The following is a 17,776-nucleotide window of genomic DNA, read 5'->3' on the forward strand; positions in this document are numbered from 1 at the left end:
GCACGTCCTCCAAGATCAACACGAGCATCTGGGGCAGTCGATCGCGTATGCGCGCACCAACGGCGTGGTTCCGCCCTGGTCTAAGTAGCAGCCCTGGCTTGTGATTCGGCGCCGCGATCCTACTGGATCATTCGTCAGCCATGGGCCTGACGTACGGACGAACGCCTCGTTGACCACCACGACCCTCGCGCTGGAATTCGCGTCGTGATTGGTGAAGACGCGCCCCTTTTTCACGGGTGTCCTAAGCACGTCGAAACCTCGTCGGGCAATGAGAACGCAAGGGGATTGTTGACAACGCTCAGGAGCGGGACGGCGGTCGACGTGCCGATTGCCGTTTGCTCCATGCCGGGGAGCAGGGCGAGCCGCGCCACCAGTTCCCTCGCAAGCCCGGCGCGCTGGCTTGGCGTCGCGTATTGATCCGCCTTGGGATCGTTTGGACCCGGAACCCAGATCTGGCCGGCTACAAGCCGTTGCGGATCAAGACCGGGGTTCTGACCGACCACAGCCGAGAAACGCGAGGCGGCTTCGGACGATGGCACGCTGGCCGTGCAGACGTCGATGCCGATCGACTGTTTACCCGCCACTCTCCGAGCATCGTCAGCGGAAACGCAAACGGCCGCCCAGAATTGTTTGACCGTCGGCCACCAAGGCGCGTCTTTGCTCACGCGACGAGGCGGCAGCTCACCGATTGTTCAGCCATGGAGATAAGATGCCGGCGCGAACAAGAATCGTGTTTATCCTTCTGGCCAGTCCGGCGGCGACGGGTCTGCCACAGCGATGCGTCGAGCCGCCGAACCTCGGTGCGTTGACCGCGCGCATCGACCAGGTCGCCCAAGCCCAGCGCGAACACCGCGGCACCTCCTTTGATCAGGATGTGGTATATCGGGTGTGCGCGATTGCGGGAGCAGAGTTGCGTCCTGTCCTTCGGCGCGTCGCGGCTCTGGGGGACGCGCAGGGTGGCGTGCGAGCGGCCGCTATCTGCTTGGCCAGGCTTGGCGACACAGCGGCGCTGGCGTTTCTGAAGAATGAGCTCGACACTACTCGCAACGCCACGGCAGCGGCTGAGAACTTGATCCGCGTGGGGACGAGAAGGACAACGGGCCTCGTAATCGACTACATGGAACGGAAGCAGAACGATCCATCCCGTATGATCGACCTGGGCGACGCGGGTATAGACCCGGTGTTCAACGCCCTGACTTTTCTGACGCGGCAGGTTCCGAATGGACCGGCGTCTTCGACCCGCTACGAGCCCCTTGCCACGAGCATCCGCCGATGGCGCGACTGGTGGGCGGCCGATTCCGCGAATGGCGGCGTTCTCGCGATCGAGCCACGGGTGCCGAATGACCCCACGGCGCAATGCTTGGCGCGCAAGGCAGAATGGGGATTCTCCCAGGCCCTTTTTGATTTGAGTATCAGAGATACGGCTCGGGCTCTGACTGGACTCTTTCGGGATTTGGCCGAGCAGGATCCCCGCCTGAGTACTGTGGCGCGAACGGTCTTGGTGGAGCGTGGCGATCCACAGGAGTTCGCGCGTCTGGTCGCGGCGCTCCACACGTCGCAGTACAAGGACGCGCTGTATCGATTGCAGTACATCGGCGACCTCAGAAGCGTCGGCGCGCTCGTCGGAGCGCTGGACGACTTCGTCCTTGACCGTGTGACGCCCGAGATCGTTGCCCTCGAGCGACGCCGGTTCTGGTCCGCCACTTTTGTCGTACTGTCTTCAATGGTGAACGAGCCTCCAGTCGCGGCCACCGCGCCGCCGACGCAGGAGAACGTCGATCGTTGGCGGGAGTGGTGGGCGAAGGGGCAAACGGCCGATGCCCTGAAGGCGAAGCGGCGGGTTCCTGTCGAGTGACACGACGGCGTTTCCGGTGGACGGTGAAATGGTCGTACCGCGCGGCGCGGATCGACGAGCAGGAGCACGCCGTGGGCGCGATCCTCGGCTCCGACCGCGTCATTCTATCGACGTCGTCGCGTGTCGTGGTGCTGCGACTGAGCGACGGCCTTCCGCTGAGTGAGTACGCGCCCGTTGACAGCGCCGGCGCCAGCGGCATTCCCGCGCCGCGCCTGCACTGGCTCTCCACGCCCGTGCTGGGAGCCGACGGCACGATCTACGTCGCCGATCCCGGGCTGCGGGTACTTGTGTTCCGGGATACGTCGGCAAAATGACGCTCGTGCGTCAGCGCAACGGTTCGGTGGCGGAGCGAGAACCACACGTCCCCCGTGCGTCACCACGGTCGGACGCTCGACGACGCGCGGAGGTGTCAACGACGCCCCGTGGCGCAGTGCGCCGATCCCTCACGATCAACAATAGACTCCCGTCTTTGCGTTGCGATGAATCTGGGCGATCGGATCTGACACCTGCGAAACTCCGGGAGCTACGATTAACGAAGGCTCTCGATCGAGCTGACGGCTCGCTAACGAGAAGAGATCGCTCGGTCAATCGCCTCGATGACGTCAGCCCATGGGGTAGGCGCCAAATGCATGCCGAACACGATGTCGACGCCCAGGCCCTCGCGCCGCACGGCGCCCATCGCTTCGGCGAGGTACTCGGGCAAGAAGAACTCACCACTCGCACGTCGCGAGAATAGATCGCTGGTGTACAGCAGATGTCGAGCCGGAAAGTACACCATCATCTGCCGCTCGGCCGTCGCTGTACGATAGGGAATGAGACGAACCGCCCGGTCTCCGCTTCCAAGCGTCAGGGGCGCTCTCACGACATGGAGGAGGGGCGTGCGAGCGGCACGCGCGAGCGAATCGGGGTGAAGGGAATGCCGGTGCGTCAGCAACCGGCGCACGATCGGCTCGTTCAGGTCGAGGACGTAGATGGGAACGCCGCGCGCCGCGTATTCGCGCAGGCCGCCGATGTGGGGCCATGAATCGGAGGTGGTAACGACTCCCTTGATCTTTTTGCCAGGGAACCGCGTCGACACATCGGCCATGACCTGGCTTGAATAGCCATTCGACATCGGCGCTTCGAGAATGAGAACGCCGTCATCCAACTCCACCTCGGCGACGTTCCAGTTGTTGGCAAGCTGGACGACGCCGGGAGCAAGAGACTGCGCTGTGCGCGCGGCTTGAGCAATCGGCAACTCATCGAGAGAGCGCCGCGCCGCGCGCGCCGCATTGCGCAGGCTATCCGTCAACGGCGGGAGCGGCGGCAGGTCCCCGTTGATCTCGAGCCGATCGACATGCCAGACATAGTCCGGACCGCCGTCAGACTCCACGGTGAGGAGGCGGGGATAGCGAAGTCCTCCCCGCTCGAGCGTCCAGCCGGAGAACCAGAACGTCGTCGCGACGTCTCCCCACGGGTACCAAAACAAACTTGCCGGCCGCGTTCGCGTGATGCGAACAGCCGAGGGAAGGGATGTGCGGGCATTCACGAACTCTTGGACCGGAAAGCCGCGCCAAGAGAACGAGAGCACGTGGTGCGGCGACCCATGGACGACACAGTCTCGAAGAAGCGTCAGGTCTTGTGCGCGTTCGGCGGTGACGAGGAGGCGCTCGGGGCTGAGCGCCATGAGCAACGCCGATTCTTGCGCGGCGTCGGCTGTACCTGCGGCGACGCCGCGCGGCGTCTGAGTGAACGCCAAGGAGTCAGCGAGAATTTGCATTGGCGTCGCGGCCCACGCGGTATCGCTCCACCAGTTGGGCGTGGCGTACCCGCGAGCGACGCTTCGATGTAGCCGTATCGAACGGCCGTAGTCGCGAGTCTCGACGAATTGCTCATAGTTGACAAACCACGGGCCTTTGGGCCGCTCAGACTGCTCACGCAAGTAGCGGTGGCCGAGGCCGGCCGTGGTGATGCGGTCGATCCCGTGCAGTGCTGATGCACCGCCTTGTGCGGCCATAGCACGCTGGAGGACCGCATGAGCATCGGCCACAACGGGGGATTGACCGGCGGCTACGGCCGCACGCGCGAGAGCGCAAAGAGCCATCCAGCATTGAAATCGAATTGTCATGCCTCTCCCCGACGAGGTGCCGACCGCGAGGCGGCGTTCAATGCGGCGGTACGAGAAAGGATGCCGAGAAGATACGTTGCGCGACCTTCGCGCTACCGCGCAAAGATGGCAGGATGTTGAGGATGATTGGCGTCATACCGCGCCATCAAGCACGTTGATGAGTTGCTGCGGTCGGCGATAGGCGCCGGACGGAGAGCGCCGCGTCGCGTGACTGAAGCGGGAGGCAGGCGATGCTCGTCAGAGCCGAACCGCGTACGCCGCCACCTGTGTTCTATTTGCTCAACATCATCACGATGTGCTTCGCAATTCTCCGCTTCTGAGGACCAGGCGGCCGCCGCTTCTAGTGTTTTCTCTTGCGGTACGACTCGCGGTCGAACTCGACGCCGCCTTTGTAGACGCTCACGATTTTGCGGGTATCGCCGATGTGCTCCGTTGGGTCTCCGGCGACCAAGACCAGGTCGGCCCGCATTCCAGGAGCGATTGTCCCCCGGTCTGAGATGTGGAATGCTGCAGCGGGGGCCGACGTTGCGCTGACAAGAGCTTGCACGGGCGTGAGGCCGGCGCTGACGAGCAGGGCGAGTTCGCCGTGCAAGGTGACGCCGTAACCGGTCCCCGGATTCGGCGCGTCGCTTCCAGCAAGAATCGGCACAGTGGCCGCGGATAACTGACGCACCGCCTGTGCGGCGCCACGGCACGACACGTAACCGGTGCGTGCGACGGGAAACGTCTCCGTGAGACGCTCACGCGTGTCGCCATCGAGGAAGGGCGCAAGATCGGGATCGGCGATGAGCGACTCACCCGCGGACCGAGGACCACATGAACTCTGCAAGACGCTGAGCGTCGGAATGACGAACGCATGGTGCGCGGCGACGAACTCTCCGAAGTCGCTCGGGCTCGATGATCCGTGAAAGAGGTGAGCCAAGCCGTCGGCGCCCGCGTCGATGACGTCGCGCGCTCCTTGGAGAGCGCCAATGTGCACGACCACCAACCGATGGTGCGCATGGGCCGCGGCGACGAGGGCAGCGACGGTTTGTTTATCGAGAGTGGGTCTGGGTCGGAAGCGCGGGCCGAGGTCGACCCCAGCCGTGTACATGATCTTGATGTAATCCGATCCTTCATTCAGTCGCTCGTCGACGAAGGACGCGGCTTCGGATGGCTTGGTCAGCGTGGGGACCTCACCATACTCGGTTCCGTGCCCGCCAGGCACCGTCGCCGGGAAACCGGCGGAGAAGAATGAGGCGAGATCATCGCCCTCCTGCGACTTGAGCACGGACTCGAGCCGCGGCGGCATCATCATGTCGAGCTCCGTGGTCACTCCGAACGCCAATGCCTGTTCCAACGACTCGCGGCTGTGCACGTGGACGTGCGCGTCGATGAACCCCGGAAGCAGCGTCTTGCCGGCGCCGTCGACAACGCGGGCATTGGGCACCGAGAGGCTAGAATCCACGGCGACGATCTTGCCGTCTTTTATCAGGACATCGGCGACGGGGACGACGGTCGTGCCGTCGAAGAGCCGCACATGATGAAACAACACCGGCTTGCCCTGGGCGAGTAGGCAGTGTCCCGCAATCAGAGCATGGAGAATGAAAAGACGACGCATGGGGATGTAGCTCGCGGTTACTGGAACGCGGGTCAACACTACGAGGGGGATAGGTCGAGACGTTGGCAGAAAACGAGTGCAAGTTGGCTGATGTTCGGGTTGCCGTGCACATGCGTGACGCCAATCGTCGTCGCGGAACTACTGTTGCAGAGAAGGCATATGTGAACGGTGAACGTACCTACGACGACACATGGAGAGGCAAGGGAGCGCGCGGGGCAGGGGGCTCTTGGTATGAAATCGCAAGGAATTGCGCAGCAGGATGCCATCGCCGGTGCATTGCGCGGTGTCCTCCGGGGCCTGCTTGGTTGAATCCGTGTCGGAGCCGGCGCTCCCGCGGCGATTAATCCTCCGGGCGGCCCGGCGCCTTCCTGAAAACCTCCGTCGATTGGCCCTCCTGGCCGTTACCGAAATCGACATGCGTCGCGTGCGTCAGCAGCGTACCGCCGGGGTCGATCGAGTGCTCGCGACGACGCGAACGGTCTTGCCTCTCGACACGAGCCTCAAGTCGGCCACGAGCACCGAGCCGTCCCAACTCGCTGAGAACGTCCGTTCCGTGGCCACACCCGCCTGCATGAGCGTGTCCGTGCGAACTGCGTCAAGTTGATAGGGGACGGTCTCGCTCTGCTCCTCCGTGGACGTCGTCGACGTCGTCCGAAGAGTCAGCAGGCTACCAACCTGCGTGATGAGCAAGGTGCTCGGGCTGACCATGGACGCAGTCTGCGCGTTGAGCGACGAGACGTCCATGATCCACGTCCCGGAGAAATCCGGGTGGGTGGGCGCCTTGGTCGGCATGATATCGGACCGTTGCGCGGCGACAGGTGACGCGGCGACGGCGCTGGCGAGCAATATCGTGAGACGAAGCATGGCGGTTTTTTTTGGAGGTGCCGGGACCGGCCAGTACCTACGTTTTCTCATCGTCGCGCGCCGCGCGCCCACGGTGACGAGCAGGCGGTCGTACAAACGGTCTCGATTGGCGCGCCGGTCTCCGCGGCATACCCGAACCCGATGGGCCGTTTGAACTGGGAGATCGGGGCGTCGCCGCTCGACGACGCCCGCCTCGATCCGGCGACCCGGCGCTCGCTGCTACTGCTTTTCGCCGCCGTCGGGTTGGTACTGCTCAGACGGGCGGACACCGAACCCGAATTACTGGCGCGGTAGACGCGTGGTGCGATGGCGTGAGGGATCTTTCGCGGGACGTACGACCAGCCGTGCGTTCTGGCCGATTGGCTCGTTTGTCAGGATGGGCTCCAGGCGTCGGAAGATCTCTTCTGCGTCTTCGCCAAAGAAATACAGCGCAGTCTCGACGGACCCCTGCCAATATCCGTGAAAGCTTTTGGGACCCACTGCTGCCCTAAGGCGATCTACCAGATCCTGAGGATCGAACGCACGGTATACCTGGGCCGCCAGCGTTACACCGTCGAGGTACACGGCCACTGATTGCTGGGCGCCGAATTGCCGAAGCACGCCATTCGGTCCGATGAGCTCGGATCCAACGGGCGCACCTGAGCGCTGCAGCGTCTCCACGATCGCGGCAAGCGCGTCATCGAGATTGTCGACGCGGATCTCGATGTCGACGTACTCGATCTCGCCGGATGCCCCGACTTGTGACCCGCCACCGGTGACCTGCCCGAGCAATGCGCCGCGGAGCGCGCTGTCGAGAGGATCCTCATATCGCTTGCCGCGGTTGAGAGGTTCGATGTGCTCATACAAACGAGCGATGATGGTATGGGGCATGGGGACCCTGTGCTCGACGCGCGGCGCATCGATCCGGTGTTTGCTCCGCGCCTAGTACCTGCGATCGCGTAAACGCGGTGCTGGGAATTGGCGCAGTGGCGGTGGGCGTGCGAGCGCCGGTTCTTGCAGCTCCGACGCACTCGCACAGACAACAACTGCAGCGGCGAACGTAGGGTTGCGGGTGCCGAACTTCTGCCGAGCGCGGGCGGCTGCCACTTCCGTCGCGACGAGACAAACGGCGTCTGCATCGGGGTACGTGAGGAAGGACGGGAATGTAGTGTGCGTCGCGTTGATGCGTCTACCGGATTTCGCGATAGCGCAGAGGTGAACCGCGGCCCGCGACGGTTTCTAGGCCGTCGCTGCGGCGGGCTCGTGAAAGACGATTCCCGAACCTGCCGCAGTGGCGGAAGGCCTCAGACGCCCTGGCCGTACCACGCACTAGTCCCGTCAGTGGCACCACCGGGACAGCCACACGGCTTGGGGATGGCGGCACCGTTAGACGGCGAGGTCGCGGGGACGCTTGGTGCGGCGGCTCGTGCGACGGGCGTCGCTACGGTCAGCAGGACGATCGCGAAAAGTACTTGCGTCTTCTTCATTTGAGAGCCTCTGTCAGAATTGTGGAATGATGATGCCAGCGGCGGCGCGCCGGCAATGTGGGCGAAAGCATTGTTGTCGTGCGTGTGCCCTGCAACGCGAACGTCAGCCAACGTGCATCCGTTTTCCGCCAACATAACGACAGTCAGCTTCGCCACGCGCGCCGGCGCGAGGACAGGCGCCTGTAGATAGTCTGGCGATGACGGTCGCCATCACGACGCAGGTGCGCGCTATCTGTGACTCGATCGCCGCTGGCTGGCACAAGGTCCCGCTCGCACGCGTCGCCACCGCCGACACGACCGTCTTCCCCTTGAACGGCGATTCGACGGAGAAGGACGTCGCCGCCTGTCGCGTCATCGCGACGGTCGATTCGACGCTCGACAGCGCGAGCGTGCCGCTTCTCTTCTGGAATCGCTCGAGTTGGCCAATGGATCCGTCTTCGCTGGCCGATGGGCCGGATGGGCAGACAACGGTTTATCAGCGGGGACTCGTGCGTTGCGAAGTTGGCGAATCGTGGGACGGTGGCGATGAGACCGACTCGACGTACGTGCCATCTCCGTGGACTGAGGAGACGTCGACGTGCTACGAGACCAAAACGGCGCTCAAGCCAGGCGTGGATGTGGACTCCGGGATGGCGTCTGCGACGCGCGGCCGGAATGCGCTCCACGCGACGATCGGCACGATCATCCAACGCGGCCGACGTGACCCGGCAGCCAAACGTCCGCCATCGTGAGGTCGCCTCCTCTTACAGATCCTCGGCACGATCCTGCGGCGCGGGGGCGCGGAATTACGGCTGGATCCTCGCAATTGCCTCGGCGAACAGGCTGTGCACGTCGGCGAGCGTGGTCGTTGGGTCGTTGTTGTAGTCCATCATCCGGTGCCTGTAGTTCCGCGTCTTGGTGCGCTCGTCCACGATCTCACGTATCAGTTCGCCCGCTGGTCGGCGATGATGAAACGCGCCTGCCACGTCGATCTGGGCCTGTTCGACAGCGCAATAGATGCTCCATTTGGTGGCAGCTGCCGGGCACTCTCGATCATCAGCACGGTTCCACGCAGAGTCCGTGGAGATGATCTTTGCAGCCCGTACTAGGATCTCGCGGTCGAGTGCGTTCGGCGCAATTTGTTTCGTTGTGTCGATCTGAAAACGGATGGTCGAACCGCGCACACTCAAGCCGGAGACTGCGAACCATCCGTTGTAGGTCCTGATGATGCCGTTGCCGGCCTCGTAGACCTCGATCTCGACTTGGTCCGCCCCGCGGTCCAGGTCTCCCGCGCCCTCCTGAAGCACGCGGGCTTCCAGCGCGCGGAAGTAGCTCCGCACATCGTCAAACGTGGTCGTCGAGTCGTTGTTGAAGTCGATGAGCGGATCGGATGATCGTCGCCCGGACACCATCGTGACGCCGTGGCGGCTCTCGTAGTTCACGGGATATTCCGCGTCGGCCATGGTACCGGCCCACACTTCCGTTGGTTGCGCGTCCTTACGCCATGCGCCGCTGGTGACGCGTTTGGCGCGAGAGAGGATAAGAACAGGCACCTCATCCCATAACGTGCCGCATGATCCGCCGGAGTGGTCAGGCGAAACGTTTATCGAGCAATTGACGCGGGCTGCTGATGGTCGCGAACGCACCGCGACCGCACCGGCCGTCCACGATAGCTCAGCAGCTTCGACGACCGCGCGCCGCAGGGCACACCTGACACTGTAGGTGGTGCCGCTACGCGGGCAGTTCCCCGTGTCGACGCGATTCCAACGCTGCGCAGAGGGCAGCAACGCAGCGGCCCGTTTCACGATGGCCATGTCGAACGGCCCAACCGCCGCCTTCGTCGCCGGCGCGGTGGCCGTCGTGAGCTGCACGCGAGCGGGAGACCACGATCCGAATAGGCCGGCCAAAACCATCACCATCGCATGTCGGGTGGGCATGAGCATTCTCGTCGATACTGGTTACAAACTTAGACCGAAGCGACGATGAAACCGTTCACGCGCATCCTCTTACAAATCGTCGACACATCCGGCACGAAAACCCCGATGACAAACTGGTACGCCTCGATGTAGCGTCAGCAGACGTCGAACTCTTGCTCATACCGGGAGGCGGAATGTCCACTCGAAATTGGTGCGTCGCGCTGTGCGCGACCCTCGTTGTCACAAGCGCGTCACGCTCGTCTGTCGGGGCGCAGTCAACCGCGTCCCGCCCGGACTTCACCGGCACCTGGAAGATGGACACCACGAAGTTCGCCAAGCACGATGCGCAGTTGGTCGGGCTCACGCTCAACGTGTTGACCCGCGGCGATACGCTCATCGTCGCCACCGACGTCGTCGACGCCGGGAGGCCGCCTGTTCAGATGCGCTCCACGTATCTGCCGAATCAGGCGCCCGGTACTCAGCCGGCCGACACGCTCGCGCGCATGAGCGTTCGTGGGTGGGTTGGCGATACCCTCGTACTGCGACGGGTTGAGCGACGGCCGGATCGAACGCTCGAGATCGAGGAACGCTGGACGCTCGATGCGAGCGGACGCACCCTGTCGCGTTCGCAAACGGCGGTCGACGGAATCCGGTGGAGTCGCCAAACGCTGGTATTCACGCGTCAATGATCGCGACACCAAGATGGCCTCAAGTCAGGCGTGGGCGAACGAGCAGGTATCCCGCCTTCCGGACTGTCAGAAAGTATCTTGGCGCCGCGGGGTCGTCGAGCTTGCGGCGGAGCTGCGCGATGTGCGAGTCCACGGTTCGCGACTGGACCAGCGGATCATAGCCCCAAACCTCTCGCAGGAGCTCGGCACGGCTCGCGACGTTCCCTTTGCGCCGAGCAAGAGCGAGTAGAAGCTCGAAGGCTTTCGGCGTAAGGCTCACGCGATTGTCCGCTCGCTGTGCCGTGTGTGCGGCCAGGTCGATCCGGACGTCGCCGAACGTCAGCGTGTCACCGACCTCGTAGCGTTCGTCTCCGGAGCTCACTTGCCGCCGGGGTGACCAATTCCCGGCACCGGCCGGCCGAGAAAATGCTCGATCGGCTGGTCCTCCATGCGCATATCGTCCATCAGGTTGATGGCGCGCGCGTTGTCCAACGCGTCTTTCACCGGAATGCCGCGCTCACGGATCAGATACGCTGCCCAGAGGTGGCTCGCGCGCCAGGCGATGGTACAATGCAAGAGAACTTTTCCGTTGGCGGACTTCATCACTTTCGCGAACGTGTCCAGCGCCGCCGGTGAGTACGGGAAATCCGGAGTGCCGCGCATCGGGATGTACACGTACTTCATCCCGAGCTTCTCGACCACCTTGGCTTCGTCGAACGGAATGCGCGCCATTTCCTGCGGCGAGCGAAGGTTCACGACGGTCGTCACCCCTCGATCGTGCACGGTGCCCAGGCCTTTCTCCGTAGGCTGCCCGGCGATGAAGACGTCGTCGCCGACGCGCGCGAAGCGGGCCTGAAATAGACCGATGGTGTCGAGCAGGACGGGTGCCGTCAGGCGGATTGTGCCCGCCTGGGTGAATCGTTGCGCGGGCAGCGGCGCCGCGACGGTCAGCAGAACGGTCGCAACCAGTACAGCTGTCTTCTTCATTGGGGCCTCGCCACGTTGTGGTGATCGTCCAGTCCGGCGTACATCGTGAAGGGAGGGAGGGGAAGAGGATGAATTACCGTGTCGCAGGCGATGACCTGTTAATAGAGGACGCCGATCACGCGTTGTGCTGGCGCGGCCAACCGGACGGGCGGCCGGCCGAATGGGCAATCGCGCTCCGATTCGCCGACGACGGGCTCGCGCTCTATCACTACTATCGCCCGGATCACCCCTACGGCGGCTTTCAGAACTTGGCGCGAGTGCGGCCGGATGGCTCGATCGTTTGGCGCGCTGAGCTCCCTGGTAACGATGACAAATACGTGAACGCCAAACTGATCGAGGGCAGACTTTCCGCACACAGCTATGGTGGCTATGACGCGGACATCGACGTCGATACCGGGAGGATCATCGACAGGCAATTTTGGAAATGAGCCTGTCGGATGGCGGCTTCTCAATCCGGCGATACGTTTGCGCGACTCCAAGCGAAGCGTAGGAAAGAGGGGGAAGAGTTATGGCGTCACGGACGTCACCTGACGCGCACCGGTGCCATCCGCGTTCATTATCCAAACTTCCATGACGCCGGTGCGATTGCTCTGAAACGCGATGCGCTTGCCGTCGGGAAACCACGACGGCGTCTCGTCGAGCGAGGCCGCGGCGTGTGGCGCGAGCTTGGTTGCGCGCCCGGTTGCCGGATCGACCACCCACAGGTGAGCGGTGCTCTCCTCGATCTTGGTCGGATTGTAGTGGCCCGACTGCATCACGATCCGCGCACCGTCATGCGACCAGTTCGCCCACTGCGGCCGGCCCTCGGCCTGATCGAAATGGGTGATCACGTGAAAGCCGGTCCCGTCAATGTTGACGGCAGCGAGCTGCCAGGCCGACGTGCTGTCCGCGACGGTGAACACGACCGACTTGGAGTCGGCCGACCAGTCGGGGTAGCCGGCCGGCGGCGTGCCGGTCGTCAGGTCGCGAAGGTCGCTCCCGTCGAGCTTGGAGATCGCGATCCTCGGATGCTGACGATCGCCGTGGAGGAACACGATCCAGCGGCCATCCGGGGAAGGGCGCACCTGGACCGCGTCACGCGGCAGCGATGGCACCGGCACCGGAGCCGGCCCGGTCTGTGGCACCGGCGTTACGAGAAACGCGCGGGTGCTGTCGTCGATGCGTTGCCACACGAAGACACGGTTGCCGATCCAGGTCGGCGGGCCGAGGTTGACGAAATTCTTCTCGTGGGTCGAGGTGAGTTGAACGCGATCCGATCCGTCCGGACGGACGACGTAGATCTCCCACTCGCCATTTCGCAACGCGCTGAACGCGATGAACTTGCCGTCCGGCGACACTGTCGGCCGACCGCCGCCGGTATTCGCCATCGGCGCCTGCGCCGGCATCGTCGACGCACCAAGTAGAATGAAGCCGACACTGAACCGCAGTACCCGCATGAACGCTCCTCGCAAGAGTGGGTCTGTTCACGACAGACCCATCGCAACTATGCGTTGGTGCACGAGGGCACCGAAGACCTGAAAACAGCCAATGGCGCATCAAATGGCGCCGTGCATCATCCTTTCACCATCTGTACAGGATCCATTCGGGCGGCGCGGGGGGGGGAATCTCCGCTTTGGCGGGCTTCCGGCTGACATCGGCAGCCTTTTACCTCGGCACTCGGTGGCGAACACCGTAGAGTGCCTGAGCAACGAATGGTGCAGGCCTCCTCACCCTGTTCGCATGTGCAAGCCGCTGACGGCCGTCTCCGCTCTCTTGTTCATGCTCGCGCTTCCGGCACGCGGGCAGACGTCGAATCCCGATTCCGCGCACCTCATCACCCGCGACATTTCGAACTTTTGGCGTGCCATCGATCACGCGGCCGGGAAGGACACGGCCACGCTTATCGCCGCGATCCGTCGCGACTATCTCGAGAATCCTTCGCCGGGAATGTTCGACTGGATCGTCAATCGACTGATCAGCCAGGACGCGCTCGGCAGGATACTCGAGGTCAAGGGATGGACTCGCGACCGCGCAGTCGGTGCGATGGGGGCGTCACCCGGCACGCCGGAGCGCGCTGGATTCGACACGGTGGTGATGCCGGCCATTCTCGCCAACGCGGCGCGAAATCTGGCGCTCACCTATCTCGCGCGCCGGCGCTACTACGACGCGATTCGACGAAACACGCTCGCGGTGGACACAGCGCGGGCGGTCAAAGACTCCGTACGCGCGGCCTTTCGGCGAATGTCGGCCCTTTATCCCGATGCCCAATTCGCCGACGTGTATTTCTTGATCGGCCGCCTGAGCTCTGGCGGCACGACGGGGAAGCGCGCGATGCTGATTGGGACGGAGATGAATGCGCGCGACGCGTCCACGCCGGTCGACGAGCTCGACGCGTGGCATCGCGCGGTGATCGGACAGGTAGACGATCTGCCGCACATCGTCGCGCACGAGCTGATACACACGCTTCAGGGCAGGCGCACCGGCCCCCATACCCTCCTGATCGACGCGCTCGACGAAGGGAGTGCGGACTTCCTCTCCGAGCTGATCTCCGGCAAACGCATCAACAATCCCGCATATGCCTACGGGGACGCGCACGAGACAGAGCTGTGGGCAAAGTTCAGGACACAGATGGACAGCTCGAGGACCGACGACTGGCTCGGGCAAGGTGACCGCACGGCGCCCGGTGTCCCAGCCGATCTCGGTTACTGGATGGGTTACAAAATCTCGAAGGCGTATTACGACAAGGCGGCGAACAAGCAAGCCGCGGTGCGCGAGATCCTGTTGTTCACGGACGCGAACTTTTTTTTGCGGGCGAGCGGTTACCAACCTTAGTGGCCCTGGTAATCGCTGGGAGCGCGCCGCGCGAAGGCTTTGACGAATCCACTTACGAGACTCGCCATGTCGAATGGCGCGACGCGACGCAGTTCCCGAGAGCCCCAGCGCAGACCGAGGATGCTTCCGTCCGGCGCGACGTGCACACGCGCCCCATCGACGTTGGCGGAATCGCCAGCGTAGAACCGAACCGGCGCGAGTGACATGTGGCCGGCCGGATCTGACGGTGGATGCAGCGCGATGGTCGAAGAGTCCACATGCATTCCCCGCAGCCGCTCAAGCGCGAGCTCGATGCCAACGAAGGATTGACCGAGCATCGGGAACCCTTCGTGTATCGGGATGCGCCGCGTGAACGACGAATCGCGCAAGAAGAACTCGAGACGCGCCGAGTCGCGCCCGTACACGACCGAGAGTGAATCCAGCCGCTGCGGGGTCGCTTCGCTCGGTACGCTGTACTTCATCGTGTATCGGGCCGGCAGGCCATCATTGCCAAGCGTGATCACGTAGTCGTGGACGTACACGCCAGGCGGATGCAGCACCACCCACGTGCCCGTGATCACGTTGCCGTTGCGACTGTACTGCTCGAGGCAAAAGGTGTCCTTGCCGGCCGTCGTCAGGAGCGCGGTCGTGGTCGAACGGGCCCGACGCGCGTCGAGCTGCTGAACGACCGGCGGTGTCGATCGCTGTGCCGACGCGAGCATCGGCAACAGCGCGCAGAGGAAGCGTTTCATTCGCTGGTTTCCCGTGACGACAGACCCGTTGCAACGATGGGTTCGCGGGTGATGCGACCAAAGGCCTGAAAACAGCCAACGGCGCATCGAATGGCGCCGGGCATCATCCTTTCAGGATCCGTACAGGATCCATTCGCGCGGCGCGGAGGGCGGGGATGAAGCTCGCGATGGCCGCGACCAGTACGAGAATCGCCGCCGTGCCGCCGAGCGTCAGTGGGTCGACGGGCGAGACGCCAAAAGCCTCGCGACCGATGACGCGACCCGCGGCGATCGAACCGATGCAGCCGATCGCGGCGCCCAGCGCGCCGAGCCGCACCCCGTCTCGAAGGACGAGCGCGAGGATCGCGCCGGGTGTGGCACCGATGGCCATCCGCACTCCGAACTCATTTCGCCGCTGCGTGACGCGATAGGCAATCACGCCATAGATCCCCACGGCCGCCAGCAACGCACCGAGCAACGCGAACGCGCCAAGCAATCCAGCGGTGTAGGTGAGTCCCCCCGTCGCGCTCGACACGACGTCCTGGAGCGTCGCGACCTCCGCGAGTGGCATCTCGGGGTCGAGCTTGTGAAGGCTTTCTTGCACGTCACGCACCGTCGTTAGCGGATCGCCCGCCGTGCGCAGGAGAATATCCTTGAACTCGATGTTGAACTCCGGCAACTGCCGATTCAAACCGACGACCTGCGGTTGCGGCGCCTTGCTCAGCCCATCGTTCTTCACGTCGCGAAACACGCCGACGATCGTGATCGCGCGCGGCGGCTCGTTATTGCGTTGGCCCTGGCCGAGCCGCACCTGACGCCCCACGGCGGTTGCGCCAGGAAAGAACCGCCGCTCGAACGTCTCGTTCACGATCGCCACCGGCGGAGCGTCTCCGGCGTCGGCGGCCGAGAGATCGCGCCCGTGCAGGATCGGAACGCCGAGCGTTCGGAGGAACCATTCGTCCGAAATGCCAAGGTATGCCGTCGGCTCGCTGACGGGGTTGGTTACGCCGTCGATCGAGACGGGCTGCACCCACCGCGCGCCCGTTGGCGGGTATCCTGTCGTCACCGATGCCATGCGCACGCCCGGCGTCGCGCGCAGCGCTGCCCCGAGGTTGTCGGAGAAGCGTGTCAGCTCGTTGGCATCACGGTACCGGACGGGCGGCAGATAGATGTGCGCCTTGAGCGCGTGGTCCAATCGAAAGCCCAGGTCCTGGTGCTCGAGATGGGAGACGCTCTGTACGAGGATAGCGGTGGACGCGACGAGCACGAGAGCGAGAGCAGCCTGTGTGACGACGAGCGCCGAACGCGCGCGCCCTCCGCTGCGATCTCCCGCAACGGATCGGCCTCCGCTGCGCAAACGGGTCGCGAGATCGACGCGCGACGTTGCGATCGCTGGGCCGGCGCCGAACGCGACACCAGCGAGCAACGAGACGATCGCCGCAAAGGCGAATACGCGCGCATCGATGCCGACGCCCGCTAGCTGCGGCCAGCCATCGGGGTGCCATCGGATGACGACGGCGCACCCCGCGAACGAGAGCGCGAGACCAACGAGCCCGCCGAAGAGCGACAGCACCATCGTCTCGACGAGGAGCTGCCGCGCGATGCGCCCGCGCGACGCTCCGAGCGCCGCGCGCAACGTGAGCTCGCGTTGGCGGACCGCGTTGCGCGCCAACAACAGGTTCGCGAGATTCGCGCACGCGATCATCAGGACGAACGCGACCGCGCACACGAGGATGACGAGCACGCGCGCCAGCGGACCGCTCCTGGCGTCGGCGAGCGGAGCGACCGTCGCACCGTAGCCCCGATCGGCGACGTGCTCCGCGGCCAGCCGGTGCGCCATGCCCGCGACGTCGGCGCGCGCTTGTTCGAGGCTTACCCCGGGGCGAAGACGCCCGATGTTGGGTTGGTTGGCGTCGCCGCCGCGGATTTGCTCGAGAGAGGTCGCCGTCGTCTTGGCGAAAGGGGTCCAGATCGAGATGCCGGTCTGTCGTAGCTCCATCCATGCCGGAATCACATCCGGCATTACGGCGACGATCGTGTATGGCTCGTCGTTGATGCGGATGGTCCTACCGAGAACGTTCTCCGCGGCGCCGAACCGATCGCGCCAGAGGCGCTCGCCGATCGCCGCGACATAGTTGTTCCCCTCGCGGGTCTCATCGTCGGTGAACAGGCGGCCTCGAATAGGCCGCACGCCAAGCGTCTCGAAGTACTCCTTCGACACCAGCCCGACGATCCGCTGTTCAGGCATCGTGGAGCTCCCGAGGCCCGAGACGTTCTTTCTCCACTCGTCGTAAGCGGCGAGGCGCTCGAAGCTGCGGCTCGTTTGCGCGATGTCGCGGAGATCGACCCACGACGGACCGGAGAGCGGTGCGCCGTCCTTCGTCGAAAGCACGCGGACCAGCCGATCCGCGTTGGCGAACGGAAGCGGCTGCAACGCCACCGCGTTGACGACGCTGAACATCGTCGCGTTCACGGCGACGCCGAGTCCCAGAGTGAGAACGGCGACGATGGTGAACGTCGGGTTCGAGCGCAGCACTCGCGCCGCGTAGCTGGCGTCCTGACGCAGCTCGTCGATCACTCGCACCCGCCGCTCGTCCTGGCAGCCGTCGACGTAATAGGCCACGCTCCCCATCTGCCGGCGCGCGGCCGCTCGCGCCTCGGCGGGCGGCATTCCGCGCGCGACGTTTTCCTCCACCAAGCGATCGAAGTGGGCTCGGAGTTCTTCGCGCAATTCGGCATCCGCTCGTCGGCGGCGAAAGATCGAGCGGAGCCGGAGCGGGAGCGTGTACCACCAGTGTTCGATTTGCATGCGG

The 17,776-nt window shown here is 64.3% G+C and carries 18 protein-coding genes; 7 read left to right on the plus strand and 11 right to left on the minus strand.

The window, feature by feature from the left end; translation table 11 throughout:
• Positions 1-230: 230 nt before the first annotated feature.
• Positions 231-665: a hypothetical protein gene (locus VGQ44_18160; protein ID HEV8448764.1), complete on the minus strand. Its 435-nt coding sequence runs from the start codon at positions 663-665 to the stop codon at positions 231-233.
• A gap of 140 nt (positions 666-805) precedes the next feature.
• Between VGQ44_18160 and VGQ44_18165 the strand changes: the two genes are divergently transcribed.
• On the plus strand, positions 806-1,855 hold the full coding sequence (locus VGQ44_18165; GenBank protein HEV8448765.1) for a hypothetical protein: 1,050 nt from the start codon (positions 806-808) through the stop codon (positions 1,853-1,855).
• Complete coding sequence (locus VGQ44_18170; GenBank protein ID HEV8448766.1) at positions 1,852-2,169, plus strand: hypothetical protein; 318 nt, start codon at positions 1,852-1,854, stop codon at positions 2,167-2,169. The genes VGQ44_18165 and VGQ44_18170 overlap by 4 nt, the downstream gene beginning before the upstream one ends.
• Positions 2,170-2,417: 248 nt before the next feature.
• Here the strand turns inward: VGQ44_18170 and VGQ44_18175 are convergent, their stop codons facing one another.
• The 3 genes from VGQ44_18175 to VGQ44_18185 all read right to left on the minus strand — a co-directional run bounded on the left by VGQ44_18175 (position 2,418) and on the right by VGQ44_18185 (position 6,426).
• Positions 2,418-3,614, minus strand: coding sequence for an MBL fold metallo-hydrolase (locus tag VGQ44_18175; GenBank protein ID HEV8448767.1), 1,197 nt, complete (start codon positions 3,612-3,614; stop codon positions 2,418-2,420).
• A 688-nt stretch (positions 3,615-4,302) separates the two neighbouring features.
• Positions 4,303-5,562, minus strand: coding sequence for an amidohydrolase family protein (locus VGQ44_18180; protein HEV8448768.1), 1,260 nt, complete (start codon positions 5,560-5,562; stop codon positions 4,303-4,305).
• A 429-nt stretch (positions 5,563-5,991) separates the two neighbouring features.
• Positions 5,992-6,426 (minus strand): hypothetical protein, encoded by a 435-nt coding sequence (locus VGQ44_18185; protein ID HEV8448769.1) that lies wholly within the window; start codon positions 6,424-6,426, stop codon positions 5,992-5,994.
• Positions 6,427-6,567: 141 nt separating this feature from the next.
• Between VGQ44_18185 and VGQ44_18190 the strand changes: the two genes are divergently transcribed.
• A complete protein-coding gene (locus VGQ44_18190) occupies positions 6,568-6,720 on the plus strand; it encodes a hypothetical protein (protein ID HEV8448770.1) in 153 nt (50 codons plus the stop codon).
• Here the strand turns inward: VGQ44_18190 and VGQ44_18195 are convergent.
• A complete protein-coding gene (locus tag VGQ44_18195; GenBank protein HEV8448771.1) occupies positions 6,706-7,296 on the minus strand; it encodes a hypothetical protein in 591 nt (196 codons plus the stop codon). The genes VGQ44_18190 and VGQ44_18195 overlap by 15 nt on opposite strands.
• 793 nt (positions 7,297-8,089) lie before the next feature.
• Between VGQ44_18195 and VGQ44_18200 the strand changes: the two genes are divergently transcribed.
• Positions 8,090-8,623, plus strand: coding sequence for a hypothetical protein (locus tag VGQ44_18200; protein ID HEV8448772.1), 534 nt, complete (start codon positions 8,090-8,092; stop codon positions 8,621-8,623).
• A 54-nt stretch (positions 8,624-8,677) separates the two neighbouring features.
• Here the strand turns inward: VGQ44_18200 and VGQ44_18205 are convergent, their stop codons facing one another.
• A complete protein-coding gene (locus VGQ44_18205) occupies positions 8,678-9,814 on the minus strand; it encodes a hypothetical protein (protein ID HEV8448773.1) in 1,137 nt (378 codons plus the stop codon).
• A 287-nt stretch (positions 9,815-10,101) separates the two neighbouring features.
• Between VGQ44_18205 and VGQ44_18210 the strand changes: the two genes are divergently transcribed.
• Positions 10,102-10,476, plus strand: a complete 375-nt coding sequence (locus VGQ44_18210; protein ID HEV8448774.1) for a hypothetical protein — start codon at positions 10,102-10,104, stop codon at positions 10,474-10,476.
• 19 nt (positions 10,477-10,495) lie between these two features.
• Here VGQ44_18210 and VGQ44_18215 read toward each other — a convergent pair whose 3' ends face one another.
• Together VGQ44_18215 and VGQ44_18220 are read right to left on the minus strand one after the other, a co-directional pair.
• Complete coding sequence (locus tag VGQ44_18215) at positions 10,496-10,837, minus strand: winged helix-turn-helix domain-containing protein (GenBank protein ID HEV8448775.1); 342 nt, start codon at positions 10,835-10,837, stop codon at positions 10,496-10,498.
• Complete coding sequence (locus tag VGQ44_18220) at positions 10,834-11,442, minus strand: sulfur transferase domain-containing protein (GenBank protein ID HEV8448776.1); 609 nt, start codon at positions 11,440-11,442, stop codon at positions 10,834-10,836. The genes VGQ44_18215 and VGQ44_18220 overlap by 4 nt, the downstream gene beginning before the upstream one ends.
• 68 nt (positions 11,443-11,510) lie before the next feature.
• Here VGQ44_18220 and VGQ44_18225 point away from each other — a divergent pair, with 68 nt between their 5' ends.
• Positions 11,511-11,870 carry a hypothetical protein gene (locus VGQ44_18225; protein HEV8448777.1) on the plus strand — a complete coding sequence of 120 codons (360 nt, stop codon included), beginning with the start codon at positions 11,511-11,513 and terminating at the stop codon, positions 11,868-11,870.
• Positions 11,871-11,948: 78 nt separating this feature from the next.
• Here VGQ44_18225 and VGQ44_18230 read toward each other — a convergent pair whose 3' ends face one another.
• Entirely contained in the window at positions 11,949-12,878 is a 930-nt protein-coding gene (locus VGQ44_18230; protein ID HEV8448778.1) for a hypothetical protein, read from the minus strand.
• Positions 12,879-13,161: 283 nt separating this feature from the next.
• Here VGQ44_18230 and VGQ44_18235 point away from each other — a divergent pair, with 283 nt between their 5' ends.
• Positions 13,162-14,253, plus strand: a complete 1,092-nt coding sequence (locus tag VGQ44_18235) for a DUF2268 domain-containing putative Zn-dependent protease (GenBank protein HEV8448779.1) — start codon at positions 13,162-13,164, stop codon at positions 14,251-14,253.
• On the opposite strand, the gene VGQ44_18240 is transcribed toward VGQ44_18235, so the two are convergent.
• Both VGQ44_18240 and VGQ44_18245 read right to left on the minus strand, forming a co-directional pair.
• On the minus strand, positions 14,250-14,984 hold the full coding sequence (locus VGQ44_18240) for a hypothetical protein (protein ID HEV8448780.1): 735 nt from the start codon (positions 14,982-14,984) through the stop codon (positions 14,250-14,252). The two genes, VGQ44_18235 and VGQ44_18240, sit on opposite strands and share 4 nt — an antisense overlap.
• Positions 14,985-15,087: 103 nt before the next feature.
• Positions 15,088-17,772, minus strand: coding sequence for an ABC transporter permease (locus tag VGQ44_18245; protein HEV8448781.1), 2,685 nt, complete (start codon positions 17,770-17,772; stop codon positions 15,088-15,090).
• Positions 17,773-17,776: the final 4 nt, after the last annotated feature.

This window comes from Gemmatimonadaceae bacterium (assembly GCA_036003045.1).
Taxonomy (GTDB): domain Bacteria; phylum Gemmatimonadota; class Gemmatimonadetes; order Gemmatimonadales; family Gemmatimonadaceae; genus JAQBQB01.

What these genes read in the sequence shown, in the direction of transcription:
- VGQ44_18175 (HEV8448767.1), bottom strand. Translation starts at nt 3,614, where the DNA reads ATGCAAATTCTCGCTGACTCCTTGGCGTTCACTCAGACGCCGCGCGGC.
- VGQ44_18180 (HEV8448768.1), bottom strand. Translation starts at nt 5,562, where the DNA reads ATGCGTCGTCTTTTCATTCTCCATGCTCTGATTGCGGGACACTGCCTA.
- VGQ44_18185 (HEV8448769.1), bottom strand. Translation starts at nt 6,426, where the DNA reads ATGCTTCGTCTCACGATATTGCTCGCCAGCGCCGTCGCCGCGTCACCT.
- VGQ44_18190 (HEV8448770.1), top strand. Translation starts at nt 6,568, where the DNA reads ATGGGCCGTTTGAACTGGGAGATCGGGGCGTCGCCGCTCGACGACGCC.
- VGQ44_18195 (HEV8448771.1), bottom strand. Translation starts at nt 7,296, where the DNA reads ATGCCCCATACCATCATCGCTCGTTTGTATGAGCACATCGAACCTCTC.
- VGQ44_18200 (HEV8448772.1), top strand. Translation starts at nt 8,090, where the DNA reads ATGACGGTCGCCATCACGACGCAGGTGCGCGCTATCTGTGACTCGATC.
- VGQ44_18205 (HEV8448773.1), bottom strand. Translation starts at nt 9,814, where the DNA reads ATGCTCATGCCCACCCGACATGCGATGGTGATGGTTTTGGCCGGCCTA.
- VGQ44_18210 (HEV8448774.1), top strand. Translation starts at nt 10,102, where the DNA reads ATGGACACCACGAAGTTCGCCAAGCACGATGCGCAGTTGGTCGGGCTC.
- VGQ44_18220 (HEV8448776.1), bottom strand. Translation starts at nt 11,442, where the DNA reads ATGAAGAAGACAGCTGTACTGGTTGCGACCGTTCTGCTGACCGTCGCG.
- VGQ44_18225 (HEV8448777.1), top strand. Translation starts at nt 11,511, where the DNA reads ATGAATTACCGTGTCGCAGGCGATGACCTGTTAATAGAGGACGCCGAT.
- VGQ44_18230 (HEV8448778.1), bottom strand. Translation starts at nt 12,878, where the DNA reads ATGCGGGTACTGCGGTTCAGTGTCGGCTTCATTCTACTTGGTGCGTCG.
- VGQ44_18235 (HEV8448779.1), top strand. Translation starts at nt 13,162, where the DNA reads ATGTGCAAGCCGCTGACGGCCGTCTCCGCTCTCTTGTTCATGCTCGCG.
- VGQ44_18240 (HEV8448780.1), bottom strand. Translation starts at nt 14,984, where the DNA reads ATGAAACGCTTCCTCTGCGCGCTGTTGCCGATGCTCGCGTCGGCACAG.
- VGQ44_18245 (HEV8448781.1), bottom strand. Translation starts at nt 17,772, where the DNA reads ATGCAAATCGAACACTGGTGGTACACGCTCCCGCTCCGGCTCCGCTCG.